The organism is Pseudomonas sp. MEJ086 (genome assembly GCF_030209025.1).
In the GTDB taxonomy this organism is placed as follows: Bacteria; Pseudomonadota; Gammaproteobacteria; order Pseudomonadales; family Pseudomonadaceae; genus Aquipseudomonas; species Aquipseudomonas fulva_A.
In genome coordinates this window covers 166,441-181,327 of record NZ_JARVSV010000008.1, presented here as the reverse complement: position 1 = coordinate 181,327, position 14,887 = coordinate 166,441, and the positions used below count along the sequence as shown (strand labels likewise).

The following is a 14,887-nucleotide window of genomic DNA, read 5'->3' as shown; positions in this document are numbered from 1 at the left end:
AAGCGGCCGTCGAGCACAGCCAGCGCCCGCCATGGCATGGGGATTCATAGGAGTCTCCTGTTGTTTTGAGTAGAGTGATACGCAGACGCATAAACGATATCACCTCTCATTAACTCCTTAAATCTTATTACCAAATATGGCGAAGCCGCCGCCCTCCTTCCCACGGCAAACCCAGCGGCAGGGGCCTGAACCCGGAAAAATAGGGTGAAGGGCATCGCGCTGCGCGACAGGTGCCCGCTCGACGAGAGGGGAATGGCGCAGGGGCGATGCTCAGGGAGCGACGGAGTGCAGCGAGTCGCCTGTCAGCTCACGCCCATGTAACGGCCGGCGCGGTGATTGATGGCCAGCACCATGTTCAATGCCACGGCACCGAGAACCGACAGCGCGACCTTCTCAGGGGCCACGACGAAGATCGACGCCAGCACGATGGCGGCGTCCACCCCCATCTGCACGGCACCGGCGCGCAACCCGAAGCGCTCCTGCAGATACAGCGCGAGGATGTTCACACCGCCCAGGCTGGCACGGTGACGGAACAGCATCAGCAAACCCAGGCCCATGGCGAAACCACCGAACAGCGCAGCGTAAAGCTCGTTGAGCGCAGCGAAAGTGATCCAGTGCGGCGTCAGCTCGGCCAGCAGCGACACGAGGCCGACCGCGCAGACCGTACGCAGAGTGAATGCCCAGCCCATGCGCCAGATCGCCAGTAAGTAAAACGGCACGTTGAGCAGAAAGAACACCACGCCGAACGGCCAGCCGGCCAGGTACTTGATTAGAAAGGCCAGCCCCACCGTGCCACCAGTCAGCAGGCCCGCGTGGCTGTAGAGGGTGATGCCCAGGGCGACCATGGCGGTACCGAGGACGAGCGCCAGAGCATCCTCCCAGAGTGGATGACGGACGAAGAAGTCGGCAATCGTCTCTCGCTCGCCGGCGTCCGGGGTGTCGTTCATGGTGTATCTCTCACTGGGCGCACAAGGTAAAACGCCACCGGGTCAGGGTGGCGAATCAGAATATATAAGGGGGCGGACTACCGGCGAGTCCAGGTCTCGTAACTGTGCGCGGGCGCGGTATCGGTAGCCGGCTGATCGTCCTGCTCGGTGCGCTGCCACTGCGCCTCGTCGAACGCCGGGAACCAGGCGTCGCCCTCGGGCTGCAACGCCACGCGGGTCAGGTACAGGCGGTCGGCAATGGTCAGCGCCTGCTCGTACAGCTGAGCGCCGCCGATCAGCATCACTTCGTCGACGCCCTGCTCGCGAGCCCAGGCCTCGGCCCGCAGATGAGCGGCCGCGACGGTCGCGAACACCTCGGCACCTTCCAGCTCGAGGCCGGACTGGCGGCTGACCACCAGATTGAGCCGCCCAGGTAGCGGACGGCCGAGAGAATCCCAGGTCTTGCGACCCATGATGATCGGCTTACCGAGGGTCTTGGCCTTGAAGTGCTTGAGATCCGCCGGCAGGTGCCAGGGCAATTGGTTGTCGCGGCCGATCACGCGGTTTTCCGCAAGGGCGGCGATCAGGCAGAGGGGGAGTCGAGTCGTCATGGCGGCGAGCATAGCAGAGGGCCGCATCGCGCTGCATGACTTGCCGCACTGTCATCGCCACGCCATCTTTGTCGGTGCAGGCTGTTGGAAAACCACCGGCCAATGCCGCTCAGGAGAGATGCCCGATGCCCCTACGCCAGCCCCGTCTGCTACTGCTCAGCACACTGCTCGCCCTGCCCTTCACGGCGCACGCAGAAACCCCGACAGCGCCCGCCGCCAAGCGTGCCGACGACGGCAAACCACTGATCATCGCGCACCGCGGCGCCAGCGGTTACCTGCCCGAACATACCCTCGCTGCCTATGCGGTCGCCGTGCTGCAAGGTGCTGACTACATCGAACCGGATCTGGTGATGAGCAAGGACGGCCAACTGTTCGCCCGCCACGACAACGAGCTGGGCCTGACCACCGACGTCGCCAGGCACCCCGAGTTCGCCGACCGCAAACGCAAGGCCAACATCGATGGCGTCGAGCTCGACGGCTGGTTCAGCGAAGACTTCACCGCGGCCGAACTCAAGCGCCTGCGTGCCATCGAGCGGATCCCCGATATCCGCCCGGGCAATACCCGCCTCAATGGCCAGTTCGAGATCCCCACCCTGCAGGAAGTCATCGATCTGGTGAAAGCGCTGCAGGTCAGCCAGGGCCGTGAGATCGGCCTGTACATCGAGACCAAGCATCCCGCGCATTTCCAACAGCTGGGCCTGGGCATGGACAAGCCGCTGATCGAGACCCTTGCCCGCAATGGCTATCGCGACGCCGCTGCACCGGTGTACATCCAGTCCTTCGAGGTGAGCAACCTGAAAGCACTGCGTCAACTCAGCTCGCTGCGCCTGGTCCAGCTGTACGGCAAGGGCCAGCCCCATGATCAGGTCGTGCAGGGCAATCCGCTGACCTACGCGCAGATGGCCACGCCAGCCGGGCTGCGGGCAGTCGCCGAATACGCCAATGGCGTGGGCCCGGACAAGAGCTACGTCATCCCGCGCAAGCCGGACGGCAGCCTGGGCGAACCGACGCGATTCGTCGCCGATGCCCATGCCGCGGGGCTGTTGGTCCACCCCTATACCTTCCGCGCCGAGAACCAGTTTCTGCCCGCGGAGCTGCAACGGGGTAGCAGCCCCGCAGACCGCGGCGATATCGACGCGGAGGTCCGTGCCTTCCTGGCCACCGGCATAGACGGCCTGTTCATCGACCAGCCCGATATCGCCGTGCGACTGCGCCAGCAACAGGTCCGTTAAACGCGAGTTTTTGCCAATCGCCTCACAGCGGTTATGCTCCCCGTGGATTCCAACTGCCGGGAGATCGCGTGGCCTTACCCAAGCTGCAACGCCTATGGCTCTGCGAGGCCGTACGCCTGCGAGAAGAACATGCCGGGCTGCTCGAGGACAGCGAAGCCAACCGCCGTGCTCAGGTGGCAGGCGGTGACCTGGCCACCCGCATCGAAAACCGCGCCCTGCTGCTCGCCGAGCGCGATGGCCAGCAGCAGGCGCAGCGCCATTGGCTGCAAGGCGCACGCCTGGCGTTGCTGCTGCTCGGCCTGCTGGCCCTGGCCAGTGGCGCGGGCCTGGCGGTAGCCGCACTGGGCGACGGACAAACGCCGGTCAACGTGTTCTGGGCCCTGGGTAGCCTGCTCGGCCTGCACCTGCTGATGTTGCTTGGCTGGCTGATCGGCCTGCTGTTTGGCGGCGGCCATGGCGCGGTGCTCGGGCGCCTCTGGCTGTGGCTCAGCGAGAAGCTGGCCCGCGATGCCAGCGCGCTGCACACCGGCCCCGCCCTGGTCCTGCTACTGCGTCGCCAGCGCCTCAATCGCTGGTTGGTCGGCATGGCCGTACACGGGCTCTGGCTGGTGGCACTGACCACCGCCCTGCTGATGCTCCTCGCGCTGCTGTCTACCCGCCGTTATGGCTTCGTATGGGAAACCACCTTGCTGGGCGGCGATACCTTCGTCGCCCTCACCCAGGCCCTCGGCGCCCTGCCCGGCCTGCTGGGTTTTCCGGTTCCCGATGCCGCCACCGTACGCGCCAGTGGCGACAGCCCGCTGCCGCTGGAGTCGGCCCGGCATGCCTGGGCCGGCTGGCTGATCGGCGTGGTCGTGCTCTACGGCCTGCTGCCACGCCTGCTGCTGGGGCTGATCTGCCTGTGGCGCTGGCGTAGCGGCGTGGCCCACCTGCAACTGGATGTCGACCTGCCCGGTTACGGCCTGCTGCGCGACCGCCTGCAACCCAACAGCGAACGCCTGGGCGTGTGCGATGCAGAGCCGGCGCAGCTTTATCAAGTGCAGTCCGGCGCCGGCGTCGACGCCAGCCAGGGCGCGCTGCTGGTGGCCATCGAGCTGGACGACCGGCGCCCCTGGCCACCGCAGTTGCCCAAGTCGGTGGCCGACGCCGGGATCATCGACAGCCGCGAGCAGCGCCGCCAACTCCTCGACCAGCTCACCCGCTTTCCGCCCGCTCGCCTGGCCATCGCTTGCGATCCACGGCGCTCGCCGGACCGCGGCAGCCTGGCGTTGCTCGCCGAGCTGGCACGCTGCGCCGGCGAAACACGCATCTGGCTGCTACCGCCACCGTCCGGGGAAAGCCTCGACGGCGAACGTCTGGGTGACTGGCATAGTGCGCTGGATCGATTGCAGCTTGAGCATCGCAACAGTTCGCCATTGACCTGGCTGGAGACGGGCCATGACTAGCCGCATTTCCGTAGGAGCCGGCTTGCCGGCGATCGCTCTTGCAGCCTGCCGACCATCGCGATCGCCCGCAAGCGGACTCCTGCAAAAGCCCTCTGCCCGCAATCAATCCTGTAGGAGCCGGCTAGCCGGCGATGCGATTGCAGGCGCGATAGAGCAGCCAGCGGCGCGACGCCTCTCGCTCCTAGGCGGCGACAATCGCTTGCGGGAGCGCCGCCCATGAGCCAGGCACTGAAGCTCGCCGTGGTCGGCCACACCAACGTCGGCAAGACCTCGCTGCTGCGTACCCTGACCCGCGATATCGGTTTCGGCGAAGTGTCGCATCGCCCCAGCACCACCCGCCACGTCGAGGGCGCACGCCTGTCGGTGGACGGCGAAGCACTGCTGGAGCTGTACGACACGCCCGGCCTGGAAGATGCCATCGCCCTGCTCGACTACCTCGACAGGCTGGATCGTCCCGGCGAGCGCCTCGACGGCCCGGCCCGCCTGGCGCGCTTCATGGAAGGCAGTGAGGCGCGCCAGCGTTTCGAACAGGAAGCCAAGGTGCTGCGCCAGCTACAGGCATCCGACGCCGGTCTTTACGTGATCGATGCACGCGAGCCGGTACTGGCCAAGTACCGGGACGAGCTGAACGTGCTGGCCATGTGCGGGCGGCCGCTGCTGCCCGTGCTGAATTTCGTGGCCAGTGCCAATCATCGCGAAGACGACTGGCGCGAAGCACTGGCACGCCTGGGACTGCATGCCCTGGTTCGTTTCGACAGCGTGGCACCGCCACTCGATGGCGAACGGCGGCTCTATGAAAGCCTGGCGCTGATGCACGAGAAGTCGCGCCCGCAGCTGCAACGCCTGATCGACGACCACGAGGCTCAACGAGTGGCCCGCCACCGCAGCGCCAAGCGCCTGATCGCCGAACTGCTGATCGACTGCGCCGCCTGCCGACGCAGCGTGGCCAACCAAAGCGAACTGGAAAAGAGCGCCATCGGCGAACTGCGCAAAGAGGTTCGCCAGCGCGAACAACGCTGCGTGGAAGCCCTGCTGCGTCTGTATGCCTTCCGCCGCGAAGATGCCCGCGCCGACGACCTGCCGTTGCTGGACGGCCGCTGGGGCAATGATCTGTTCAACCCGGAAACCATCAAGCAACTGGGCATTCGCCTGGGCGGCGGCGCTGCCGCGGGTGCCGCGGCCGGTGCCGGCGTGGACCTGCTGGTCGGCGGCCTGACCCTGGGAACCGCTGCCTTGGCTGGCGCATTGCTCGGCGGTGGCGCGCAGACCCTGCGTAATTATGGTTCGCGTCTCAAGGGCAAGCTCCAGGGCCAGCGAGAGCTGACCGTCGACGACGCCGTGCTGCGCCTGCTCGCGCTGCGCCAGCAGCACCTGCTGCAGGCCCTCGATCACCGTGGCCATGCAGCGGTGGAAGCGGTACGCCTCGACGCCCTGCAGGACAGCCAGTGGCGCGAGGGCAAGCTGCCGCCCGCGCTGCGCATAGCCCGGGCACGACCGGAGTGGTCTTCCCTGAACCCCGGTGCCCGCCTCGATCAGGTCGAACGCCTGGAACAGGTCGAGCGCCTGGCCAAGGAAATCGACGCGGGCTGAACGCCGCGCGTCTCGGAGCCGCCATGACCACCACCTCACTCGCCAACCTGTTCACCGACAGCGAGCCGCCCGTTCAGGGCGAACGCTTCGAAACCCTGCTGAGCCAGCGCAATCTGGTGATCGAGCGCATCGTCAGTTCCACCCGCATCGAGTCGGTGGACTACGTGCAGGAACAGGATGAGTGGGTACTGCTGGTACGCGGCACGGCCAGCATGACCATTGCGGGAAAAGCGCTGGAACTGACGGCCGGCGATCATCTGTTCCTGGCGGCCGGTACGCCGCACCGCGTGGAGCGCACCAGCGACGGCGCGCTGTGGCTGGCGATTCATTTGCACCCCAGCAACCCGTAGCCCGGGCTGAGCACAGCGATACCCGGGATTTGTGAAAACCCCTGCCACCGTCCCGGGTTACGCCTTCGGCTAACCCAGGCTACGAAACTGGCAATTGTAGTTAACCGTGGGAGCGCGCCATGCGCGCGAAAATTCGCGGGCATGGCCCGCTCCCACATACACGCACGACTTTAGCCGTAGGGTGGAAGGCGCTTCACCCTTCCACCACGACTGTCAGCGCCTGAGCAGGCTCGTCCACAAGGTCGCGGCCACGATCAGCAAGCCACCGACCCAGGCCTGCACACTCAGGTCCTCACTGAGCCACAGCACGGCGAACAGCGCCCCGAACAGCGGCTCGCTGCCCATCAACAGGGACACTCGTGTGGGGCTGCTGCGGCGCAGGGCGTAGTTCTGCACGAAGAACGCGAACAGCGTGGCGAACAGCACCAGATACAAGGTGCCGATCCAGAACGCCGGCTCCACCGGCAGCGCGGGCAACCCGCCTGGCAGGAAGATCGCCCCCAGTAACAAACAGCCGAGACCGATCACCCCGGTCTGCACCGCCGTCAGCGCCAGTGCGGGAACCTGAGTGTGGGCTGTGAGCTTGCCGGTCAGGCAGACCAGAACGGCGCGCAGCAGAGCCGCCACCAGCATCAGGCCATCACCCAGGTTGAATTGCAGGTCGACCCCGCCGCTGAGCAGCCAGGTGCCGAACAGCGACAGCGCAACCGCGGGCAGCAGGCGCGAATCAGGCCTGCGGTCGAACATCAGCCATTCGACGAAAGGGGTGATGACCACGCACAGGCTGATCAGGAACGCCGCGTTGCTGGCCGAGGTATGCAGCACGCCATAGGTTTCGCACAGGAAGATGGCCAGCATCACACCGCCGAGCGGAATGCCCGGCGCCCAGGCCTGGCGGCCCTCTCCACGCAATTGCGGTAGCAGGATCAGAAAGGTCAGGCAGAAACGCACGGCGAGAAAACCGAGCACGGGATAGAACACCAGCGCCTGTTTGGCCACGCCGTAGCTGGTACCCCAGACGAGCGCGACCAGCAGGAGCAGCAGATCGCTGGCCTGCAACAGGCGGGAAGGGGAACGACTGATCAGCGTGGACATGGGAGTGTTTCCTGGACATCGGCGAGAAGCGCATTGTCCATTGCGTCCTTCAGCGTGATAATCCATCAACTCTGAACAAGACCTGTTCCCCATGCGCACGAATCTCACGCCGCAGTTGCTTCCCTATCTGGCCATCTTCGTACGCGTGGTCGAGGCAGGGAGCTTCTCTGCCGCCGCCCGCCAGCAAGGCAGTACGGCGTCGGCGGTGAGCCGACAGATCGCCCATCTCGAGCAGACCCTCGGCGTACGTCTGCTCGAGCGCACCACCCGCCGCTTGCGCCTGAGCGAGGCCGGCAGCGAAGTATTCGAACGCTGCAAGGACATGCTCGACGCTGCCCAGGCAGCCCTGGATGTGGGCGAGCGACTGATGAGCCAACCTCGCGGCCGGGTCCGCCTGAGCGTGCCCAAGGCCTTTGGGCGCTTTCTGGTCATGCCGCTGATCAACGACTTCCTGCAGCGCTACCCGGAGGTGGATATCAGCCTCAACCTCAGCGACCGCAGCCCCGACTTGATCAGCGATCAATTCGACCTGCTGGTGAGCATCACCGACCAGCCGCCACCCACCCTGGCCGGTCGGCCGCTGTGCAATGTGCAACAGTTGCTGTGTGCGAGCCCCACCTATCTGCAGCGCCACGGGATGCCCCAGCACCCCAGCGAACTGGTGCGCCACGCCTGCCTGTATCTGGACGAAACGGCGGACGACCACCGCTGGCATTTCAGCAATGGGCCGGAGCAATGCGTGGTGGCGGTGAACGGCCGCTTCGCCAGCAACCATAGCGAAGTACGCCTGAACGCTGTGCTCGAGCATCTGGGCATCACCTGCCTGCCACACTTCACTGCTGCGGCGTCACTGACCAGCGGCGCGCTGGTGCGCGTGCTGCCACAGTGGCGCTACACCGGTTCCTACCAGGGCACCGCGTGGATTCTCTACCACCCGACCCGCCACCTGCCGCCCAAGCTGCGGGTGCTCATCGACCACCTCGCGGAGGGGCTGGGCAAAGGCCCCGCGTTATGACCGGGTTGATGGAGCGGTTTCGCCAGTGGCTGGAGCGGCGGCGCCTGGAGCGTCAACCGGTGTGCACGGCCGATCACGTCACCCTCGAAGATATCGAAACCGACGTCGGCAACCGCATTCTGGAAAGTCTCAAGGCCGAGGGCTGGAGGCAGGTCGCGCAATACAGCCCAATGGCGTTCGACAAGGGTATCGATTACGACAGCTACAGGCTGCGCCGCGGCCTGGATGAGCTGAGGCTGGAGTGGGACAACTGGTTCGAGTGGAAACTCAGCGGCCCGAGCGAGCTCGTCGAAGAAATCGCCGAGCGCTTTTCGTTACGCAAGTGAGCGAGCCATCTGCCGGGCATCGCTTCGCTCAGCGCCGCGCTACTTAGCCGTAGGGTGGGCCGGGCGGCGATCCGCTTCAGCCCACCGCAGACCAGCCAAGCCACCCTATCCCAAGCTGCTCCGGAAGCGATCGTTCTAGACCGGCGCTCCTTGAATGCATCGTCGGATGGGCGGGCATTGGTGGGCTGAAGCGGATCGCCGCCCGGCCCACCCTACTTGTGGCAGCCTGGGTCAGACCGCGACCGGCGCCTTGATGTGCGGGTGCGCTTCGTAACCGACCAGTTCGAAATCCTCGAAGCGGAAGGCGAACAGGTCCTTCACCTCAGGGTTGAGTTTCATGGTCGGCAGCGGCAGCGGCTCGCGGGTCAGTTGCAGGTCGGTCTGCTCCAGGTGGTTGGCGTACAGGTGGCAGTCGCCACCCGTCCAGATGAACTCGCCTGGCTGCAGGCCGCACACCTGGGCCACCATCAGCGTCAGCAGTGCATAGCTGGCGATGTTGAAGGGCACGCCGAGGAAGATGTCGGCCGAGCGCTGATACAGCTGGCAGCTGAGCTTGCCGTCGGCGACGTAGAACTGGAACAGCGCGTGGCACGGCGGCAGGGCCATCTGCTCGACCAGCGCAGGGTTCCAGGCGGAGACGATCAGGCGGCGCGAATCCGGGTTCTTCCTGATCATCTCGATCAGCTTGCTGATCTGGTCGACCGACTCGCCGTTCGGCGCCGGCCAGTTGCGCCACTGGTAGCCGTAGACCGGTCCGAGGTCGCCGTTCTCGTCGGCCCACTCGTCCCAGATACGTACGCCGTTGTCCTTCAGGTACTTGATGTTAGTGTCGCCCTGCAGGAACCACAGCAGCTCGTGAATGATCGACTTGAGGTGGCATTTCTTGGTGGTCACCAGAGGAAAGCCATCGGCCAGGTCGAAACGCATCTGGTGGGCGAACACGCTGTAGGTGCCGGTGCCCGTGCGGTCTTCCTTGAAGGTGCCGTTCTCGCGCACATGGCGCATCAGGTCGAGGTACTGTTTCATCGTGCGACCTCCTGGGCAGCCTGTCGTTTGTAGGCATAGGCCATCACGCCCAGGCCGGCGAGGATCATCGGAATGCACAGCACCTGGCCCATGGTCAGCCAGCCCCATGCCAGATAACCGAGCTGAGCGTCCGGCACACGGACGAGTTCGACGATGAAACGGAAGATGCCGTAGCACACCGCGAACAAGCCGGAGACCGCCATGGTCGGCCGTGGTTTGCGCGAGTAGAACCAGAGGATCACGAACAGCGCCACGCCTTCCAGCGCGAACTGGTACAGCTGCGACGGATGACGCGGCTCGGGCCCGCCAGTGGGGAAGACCATGGCCCAGGGTACGTCGGTGACCTTGCCCCACAGCTCGCCGTTGATGAAGTTACCGATACGCCCGGCACCCAGGCCGATCGGCACCAGCGGCGCGATGAAGTCCATCAGCTCGAAGAAGCTCTTGCCGTTGCGCCTGGCGAACCACAGGGTGGCCAGCATCACGCCGATCAGGCCGCCGTGGAACGACATCCCGCCCTTCCACACTTCGAGGATCAGCAGCGGGTTGGCGATATAGGCCGACAGATCGTAGAACAGCACGTAGCCAAGGCGACCACCGAGGATCACGCCCATTGCCACCCAGAACACCAGGTCGGAAAGTTTCTCCTTGCTCCAGGTCGGGTCGAAAGCGTTCAGGCGCCGCGAGGCGAGGAACCAGGCACCGCCGATGCCGACCAGGTACATCAGGCCGTACCAGTGAATCTGCAGGAAACCCAGGTCGAGAGCGACCGGATCAATATTCGGGTAGGGCAGCATCAGGATTCCTCACAACAGAAAATTCAGGCCGACGATGAACAGCAGCAAAGCGAACAGGCGCTTGAGCACCCGCGGCGACAAGCGATGGGCCAGGCGCGCGCCGGTCCTCGCGAAGAACACACTGGTCAGGGCGATGCCCAGCAGCGCCGGCAGGTAAACGTAGCCCAGGCTCCAGTGAGGCAGACGCGCATCGCCCCACCCCAGCCACAGATAACTCAGGGCACCGGCAGCCGCGATGGGCCAGCCGCATGCCGAAGACGTCGCCACCGCCTGCTGCACGGAGACGCCGCGCCAGGTCAGGAACGGCACGGTCAGCGAACCACCACCGATGCCGATGATCGCCGAAGCCCAGCCAATCACGCCACCGGCAACGCCAAGCCCGGTCTTGCCCGGCACGTCACGGCTGGCCTTGGGTTTGAGATCCAGCGCCAGTTGCAGAGCCACGCACAGGGCGAACACGCCGATGATCTTCTGCAAGACCTGACCGTCGATGGAGTCGGCGGTCAACGCGCCGAGCGCAGAGCCCAAGACGATACCGACGGTCAACCAGACGAACAGTCCCCAGCGCACCGCACCACGGCTGTGGTGCTCACGCACGGCATTGATCGAGGTGAACAGGATGGTGGCCAGCGAGGTGCCTACTGCCATATGGGTCAGCACGGATGCGTCGAAGCCCTGGGCGGTGAAGGTGAAGATCAGCACGGGCACGATGACCATGCCGCCACCGACACCGAACAGCCCGGCAAGCAGGCCTGCCGCGGCGCCGAGCAGTATGTACAGTAAGAAGATCATGGTGTGCTCTGTAAAGCGATGCGGCATGGTAACGGAAGCTGGTCACGCACTCTACTTTAGGCGATGGAAGCGACTACGCGTGTTGCGTACAGTGAGCCTTTCAATGGACGAGAAGCCGCTGTGTTCAACACTCTGTATCTGCGTATCGCCTGTAACCACCTGCGGATCACGCATCTGGAAAGCGGCACCGAACGGGAGCTGCATGCCGATCCACCGTTCAGCAGCGTACGTTTGCTGGTTGCCGAATTCAGCATCGCTGACAGACTGATCAGTGAGGCAGCTCAGTCAGTGATCCGTAAGCGCTTCATGCGCCTGAGCCTGCCGCCGCGCATGGTCATTCATCCCCTTGAGCGGCTGGAAGGTGGCCTTTCTCAGGTAGAAGAACGCCTACTGCTCGAACTGGGCAAAGGCTGTGGCGCCAAAAAGGTCGTGGTGCATATCGGCGAAGTCCTTGACGCGGCAGGTGTGCGCGCCAAGCTGGAACGACCATGTGCCTGATCGTTCTCGCCTGGCGCCCCGGTCATCGCCTGCCCCTGCTGGTCGCCGCCAATCGCGATGAGTTCTACGCCCGCCCTACCGCTGCACTGGCCGAGTGGCCGCAGATGCCGGGGCTGATAGCCGGGCGTGACCTGCAAGCCGGCGGTACCTGGCTGGGTATCGGCCCTGGCGGGCGCTTCGCGGCCCTCACCAACATTCGTGACCCGCGCGCGCCTCAGGGCTCACGCTCGCGAGGCGAGCTGCCGCTGCGTTTTCTGCAGGGAGACCTAGGGCCAGAAGCCTTTCTAGGCAGACTGCACAGCGAGGCGGCTGACTACAGCGGCTTCAACCTGCTGGTCGGCGACCGTCAGCAGCTCTGCCACTACAACTCGCAGAGCGGGCGGATCGAGGTGCTACAGCCAGGCATTCACGGCATTTCCAATGCCGACCTGGATACACCATGGCCAAAGCTGCAACGCGCCAAGGCTGCACTTACCAGTGCCCTCGAGAGAGCCGATGAGGAAACGCTGTTCGCTCTTTTGGCCAATACCGCGAAGCCTGCAGACGCGGCACTGCCGGACACAGGCGTGGGCCTCGATACGGAACGGCTGCTCGCCAGCGTCTTCATCGCCAGCGCCAACTATGGCACCCGTGCCAGCACCCTGCTGTTCAGCCATGCAGACGGAACACGGCAACTGATCGAACGCAGTTTCGGGGCTGGAGGGGTAGCGATCGGTGAAGTGAGGGTCGAGACAGGAAACCAATAGGTGGGCTGAGGCGCAGCGCCGCCCAACCTACCCTATCGCTGGATGTTGGCATTCAACACCGGACGCGCAGCGTCACAGCGGCATTCCCACGCGGAGCCTGAGGAACGATCTTGGGGGAACTCGAAGGTCCGCTATGCCCTGCCAGGAGCGTTAAGCCTGGATATCCGACGCCGGGTTGATCATCCGGCCCAGGCCGAGGTTGCGCAGGGCCAGTTGCAGGGTGCTGTGGATGACCTGCGGGTTGTCGATGCGCATCACCTGGCCGAGCAGGTCCTTGGCCTTGGCCATGCTGATCTGGCGCAACAGCCATTTCACCTTGGGCAGGTTGGTGGCGTTCATCGACAGGCTGTCGAAGCCCATGGCCATCAGCAATACGGCAGAGGTCGGGTCACCGGCCATTTCACCGCAGATGCTCACCGGCTTGCCTTCGGCATGGGCGTCTTCGACCACCTTGGTCAACGCCTGCAGAACCGCCGGGTGAAGGAAATCGTAGAGGTCGGCGACGCGCGGGTTGTTGCGGTCCACGGCCAGCAGGTACTGAGTGAGGTCGTTGGAGCCGACCGACAGGAAGTCAACCTGGCGTGCCAGGTCGCGGGTCTGGTAGACGGCAGCGGGAATCTCGATCATCACGCCGATCGGTGGCAGCGGCACATCGGTGCCTTCGTCACGTACCTCGCCCCAGGCGCGGTGAATCAAATGCAGCGATTCTTCCAGCTCCTGGATGCCGGAAATCATCGGCAGCAGGATGCGCAGGTTGTCCAGGCCTTCACTGGCCTTGAGCATGGCGCGCACCTGCACCAGGAAGATTTCCGGGTGGTCGAGGGTCACGCGGATACCGCGCCAGCCGAGGAAGGGGTTGTCTTCCTTGATAGGGAAATAGCTCAGCGCCTTGTCGCCGCCGACATCCAGGGTGCGCATGGTCACGGGCAGCGGATGGAAAGCGGCCAGTTGCTCACGGTAGATCGCCAGCTGTTCCTTCTCGCTGGGGAAGCGATCCTTGATCATGAACGGCACTTCGGTGCGGTACAGGCCAACGCCTTCGGCGCCACGCTCCTGAGCCCGCACCACATCGGCGAGCAGGCCGGTGTTGACCCACAGCGGCATGTGATGACCGTCCAGGGTCTCGCAGGGCAGCGCACGCAGGGCGTCGAGGCCCTTGGTGAGCTGGCGATCCTCCTCGACCACATCGGCATACTGCTTGCGCAGGATCTCGCTGGGGTTGGTGAACACCTCGCCGTGGTAACCATCGACGATCAACTGAATGCCGTCGATCTTCGAGTACGGCAGCTCGACCGCGCCCATGACCGTGGGAATGCCCATGGCGCGGGCGAAGATCGCCACATGGGAGTTGCCCGACCCCTGTACCGACACCAGGCCGACCAGCTTGCCTTCCGGCACTTCGCCGAGCATCGCGGGCGACAGCTCTTCGGCAACCAGGATGCAGTTGTCCGGGTAGACCAGGGTCTGCTGCCGCGCCTGTTGCAGATAGGCGAGCAGACGGCGGCCAAGGTCTCGCACGTCCGATGCACGCTCGCGCAGATAGGCGTCGTCCATCAATTCGAAGCGGTTGATGTGCTCGCTGACCACATGACGCAGGGCGCCCTGGGCCCACTGGCCGGTCTTGATGATCTTGACCACTTCGTTACCGAGCGCGGCGTCTTCGAGCATCATCAGGTAGACGTCGAACAGCGCACGCTCTTCCGGGCGCAGCTGAGTGGCCATGCGCTCCGAGAGGCTGCGCATGTCGCCGCGTACGCCCTCCAGCGCATCGTTGAAGAGTTTCAGCTCGGCATCGATATCGGTGACGGCCCTGTCGGGTACCACTTCCAGATCGGCCGGCGGCAGGACCACCACGGCGGTACCCACGGCAGCGCCGGGCGAGCCCGGTACGCCGATGAACTTGGCTTCCTGAATGCCCTTGCCCTGCTTGCCGAGGCCGCGGATCGAGCCGGTCGCCTCGGCGTGGGCGATGACCCCGGCGAGCTGCGCGCTCATGGTCACCAGGAAGGCTTCTTCACCCTCGTCGAACTGGCGGCGCTCCTTCTGCTGCACGACCAGCACGCCCATCACGCGACGGTGGTGGATGATCGGTGAGCCGAGGAAAGAGGCATAGCGCTCTTCACCGGTCTCGGCGAAGTAGCGGTAGCGAGGGTGTTCGGACGCGTTTTCGAGGTTCAGCGGCTCTTCACGGGTACCGACCAGGCCGACCAGGCCTTCGTTGGGCGCCATGCTGACCTTGCCGATCGAGCGTTTGTTGAGGCCATCGGTGGCCATCAGCACGAAACGGTTGCTCTCCGGGTCGAGCAGGTAAACCGAGCACACCTGGGTGCCCATGGTTTCCTTGACGCGCTGCACGATGATGCCCAGCGCCGCTTTGAGATCCTTGGCGGCGTTGACTTCCTGGACGATCTTGCGCAGCGTGTTGAGCATGCCTGACC

Annotated in this window: 15 protein-coding genes; 8 read left to right on the top strand and 7 right to left on the bottom strand. The window is 64.9% G+C overall.

What is annotated here, in order from left to right; all coding sequences use genetic code 11:
• Window positions 1-302: 302 nt before the first annotated feature.
• Window positions 303-947, bottom strand: a complete 645-nt coding sequence (locus QRN22_RS06090) for a YitT family protein (RefSeq protein WP_042553548.1) — start codon at window positions 945-947, stop codon at window positions 303-305.
• A 77-nt stretch (window positions 948-1,024) separates the two neighbouring features.
• Window positions 1,025-1,549 (bottom strand): dihydrofolate reductase, encoded by a 525-nt coding sequence (locus tag QRN22_RS06085; protein ID WP_042553549.1) that lies wholly within the window; start codon window positions 1,547-1,549, stop codon window positions 1,025-1,027.
• A 113-nt stretch (window positions 1,550-1,662) separates the two neighbouring features.
• Between QRN22_RS06085 and QRN22_RS06080 the strand changes: the two genes are divergently transcribed.
• The 4 genes from QRN22_RS06080 to QRN22_RS06065 all read left to right on the top strand — a co-directional run bounded on the left by QRN22_RS06080 (window position 1,663) and on the right by QRN22_RS06065 (window position 6,154).
• Window positions 1,663-2,769, top strand: coding sequence for a glycerophosphodiester phosphodiesterase (locus tag QRN22_RS06080; protein ID WP_042553550.1), 1,107 nt, complete (start codon window positions 1,663-1,665; stop codon window positions 2,767-2,769).
• A 68-nt stretch (window positions 2,770-2,837) separates the two neighbouring features.
• On the top strand, window positions 2,838-4,214 hold the full coding sequence (locus tag QRN22_RS06075; RefSeq protein ID WP_042553551.1) for a DUF2868 domain-containing protein: 1,377 nt from the start codon (window positions 2,838-2,840) through the stop codon (window positions 4,212-4,214).
• A gap of 216 nt (window positions 4,215-4,430) precedes the next feature.
• Window positions 4,431-5,804 (top strand): GTPase/DUF3482 domain-containing protein, encoded by a 1,374-nt coding sequence (locus QRN22_RS06070; RefSeq protein WP_042553552.1) that lies wholly within the window; start codon window positions 4,431-4,433, stop codon window positions 5,802-5,804.
• A gap of 23 nt (window positions 5,805-5,827) precedes the next feature.
• Window positions 5,828-6,154 (top strand): cupin domain-containing protein, encoded by a 327-nt coding sequence (locus QRN22_RS06065; protein WP_042553553.1) that lies wholly within the window; start codon window positions 5,828-5,830, stop codon window positions 6,152-6,154.
• Between the two features lie 213 nt (window positions 6,155-6,367).
• Here the strand turns inward: QRN22_RS06065 and QRN22_RS06060 are convergent, their stop codons facing one another.
• Window positions 6,368-7,249: a DMT family transporter gene (locus tag QRN22_RS06060; RefSeq protein ID WP_042553554.1), complete on the bottom strand. Its 882-nt coding sequence runs from the start codon at window positions 7,247-7,249 to the stop codon at window positions 6,368-6,370.
• A gap of 91 nt (window positions 7,250-7,340) precedes the next feature.
• Here QRN22_RS06060 and QRN22_RS06055 point away from each other — a divergent pair, with 91 nt between their 5' ends.
• Together QRN22_RS06055 and QRN22_RS06050 are read left to right on the top strand one after the other, a co-directional pair.
• Window positions 7,341-8,264, top strand: a complete 924-nt coding sequence (locus QRN22_RS06055) for a LysR family transcriptional regulator (RefSeq protein WP_042553555.1) — start codon at window positions 7,341-7,343, stop codon at window positions 8,262-8,264.
• Window positions 8,261-8,590, top strand: coding sequence for a hypothetical protein (locus QRN22_RS06050; protein ID WP_231570146.1), 330 nt, complete (start codon window positions 8,261-8,263; stop codon window positions 8,588-8,590). Before QRN22_RS06055 ends, QRN22_RS06050 begins: the two co-directional genes overlap by 4 nt.
• 231 nt (window positions 8,591-8,821) lie before the next feature.
• On the opposite strand, the gene QRN22_RS06045 is transcribed toward QRN22_RS06050, so the two are convergent.
• The 3 genes from QRN22_RS06045 to QRN22_RS06035 are packed head-to-tail and all read right to left on the bottom strand — an operon-like array spanning window position 8,822 to window position 11,205.
• Entirely contained in the window at window positions 8,822-9,616 is a 795-nt protein-coding gene (locus QRN22_RS06045) for a thymidylate synthase (RefSeq protein ID WP_042553556.1), read from the bottom strand.
• Window positions 9,613-10,413 carry a prolipoprotein diacylglyceryl transferase gene (gene lgt, locus QRN22_RS06040; RefSeq protein WP_042553557.1) on the bottom strand — a complete coding sequence of 267 codons (801 nt, stop codon included), beginning with the start codon at window positions 10,411-10,413 and terminating at the stop codon, window positions 9,613-9,615. Before lgt ends, QRN22_RS06045 begins: the two co-directional genes overlap by 4 nt.
• Window positions 10,414-10,422: 9 nt before the next feature.
• Complete coding sequence (locus QRN22_RS06035; protein WP_042553558.1) at window positions 10,423-11,205, bottom strand: sulfite exporter TauE/SafE family protein; 783 nt, start codon at window positions 11,203-11,205, stop codon at window positions 10,423-10,425.
• A gap of 120 nt (window positions 11,206-11,325) precedes the next feature.
• On the opposite strand from QRN22_RS06035, the gene QRN22_RS06030 reads away from it, so the two are divergent.
• Window positions 11,326-11,703 carry a hypothetical protein gene (locus QRN22_RS06030; protein ID WP_052493785.1) on the top strand — a complete coding sequence of 126 codons (378 nt, stop codon included), beginning with the start codon at window positions 11,326-11,328 and terminating at the stop codon, window positions 11,701-11,703.
• Window positions 11,694-12,449, top strand: a complete 756-nt coding sequence (locus QRN22_RS06025) for an NRDE family protein (RefSeq protein WP_042553559.1) — start codon at window positions 11,694-11,696, stop codon at window positions 12,447-12,449. The genes QRN22_RS06030 and QRN22_RS06025 overlap by 10 nt, the downstream gene beginning before the upstream one ends.
• Window positions 12,450-12,599: 150 nt before the next feature.
• Here the strand turns inward: QRN22_RS06025 and ptsP are convergent, their stop codons facing one another.
• Window positions 12,600-14,879: a phosphoenolpyruvate--protein phosphotransferase gene (ptsP, locus tag QRN22_RS06020; protein ID WP_042553560.1), complete on the bottom strand. Its 2,280-nt coding sequence runs from the start codon at window positions 14,877-14,879 to the stop codon at window positions 12,600-12,602.
• Between the last annotated feature and the right edge of the window lie 8 nt (window positions 14,880-14,887).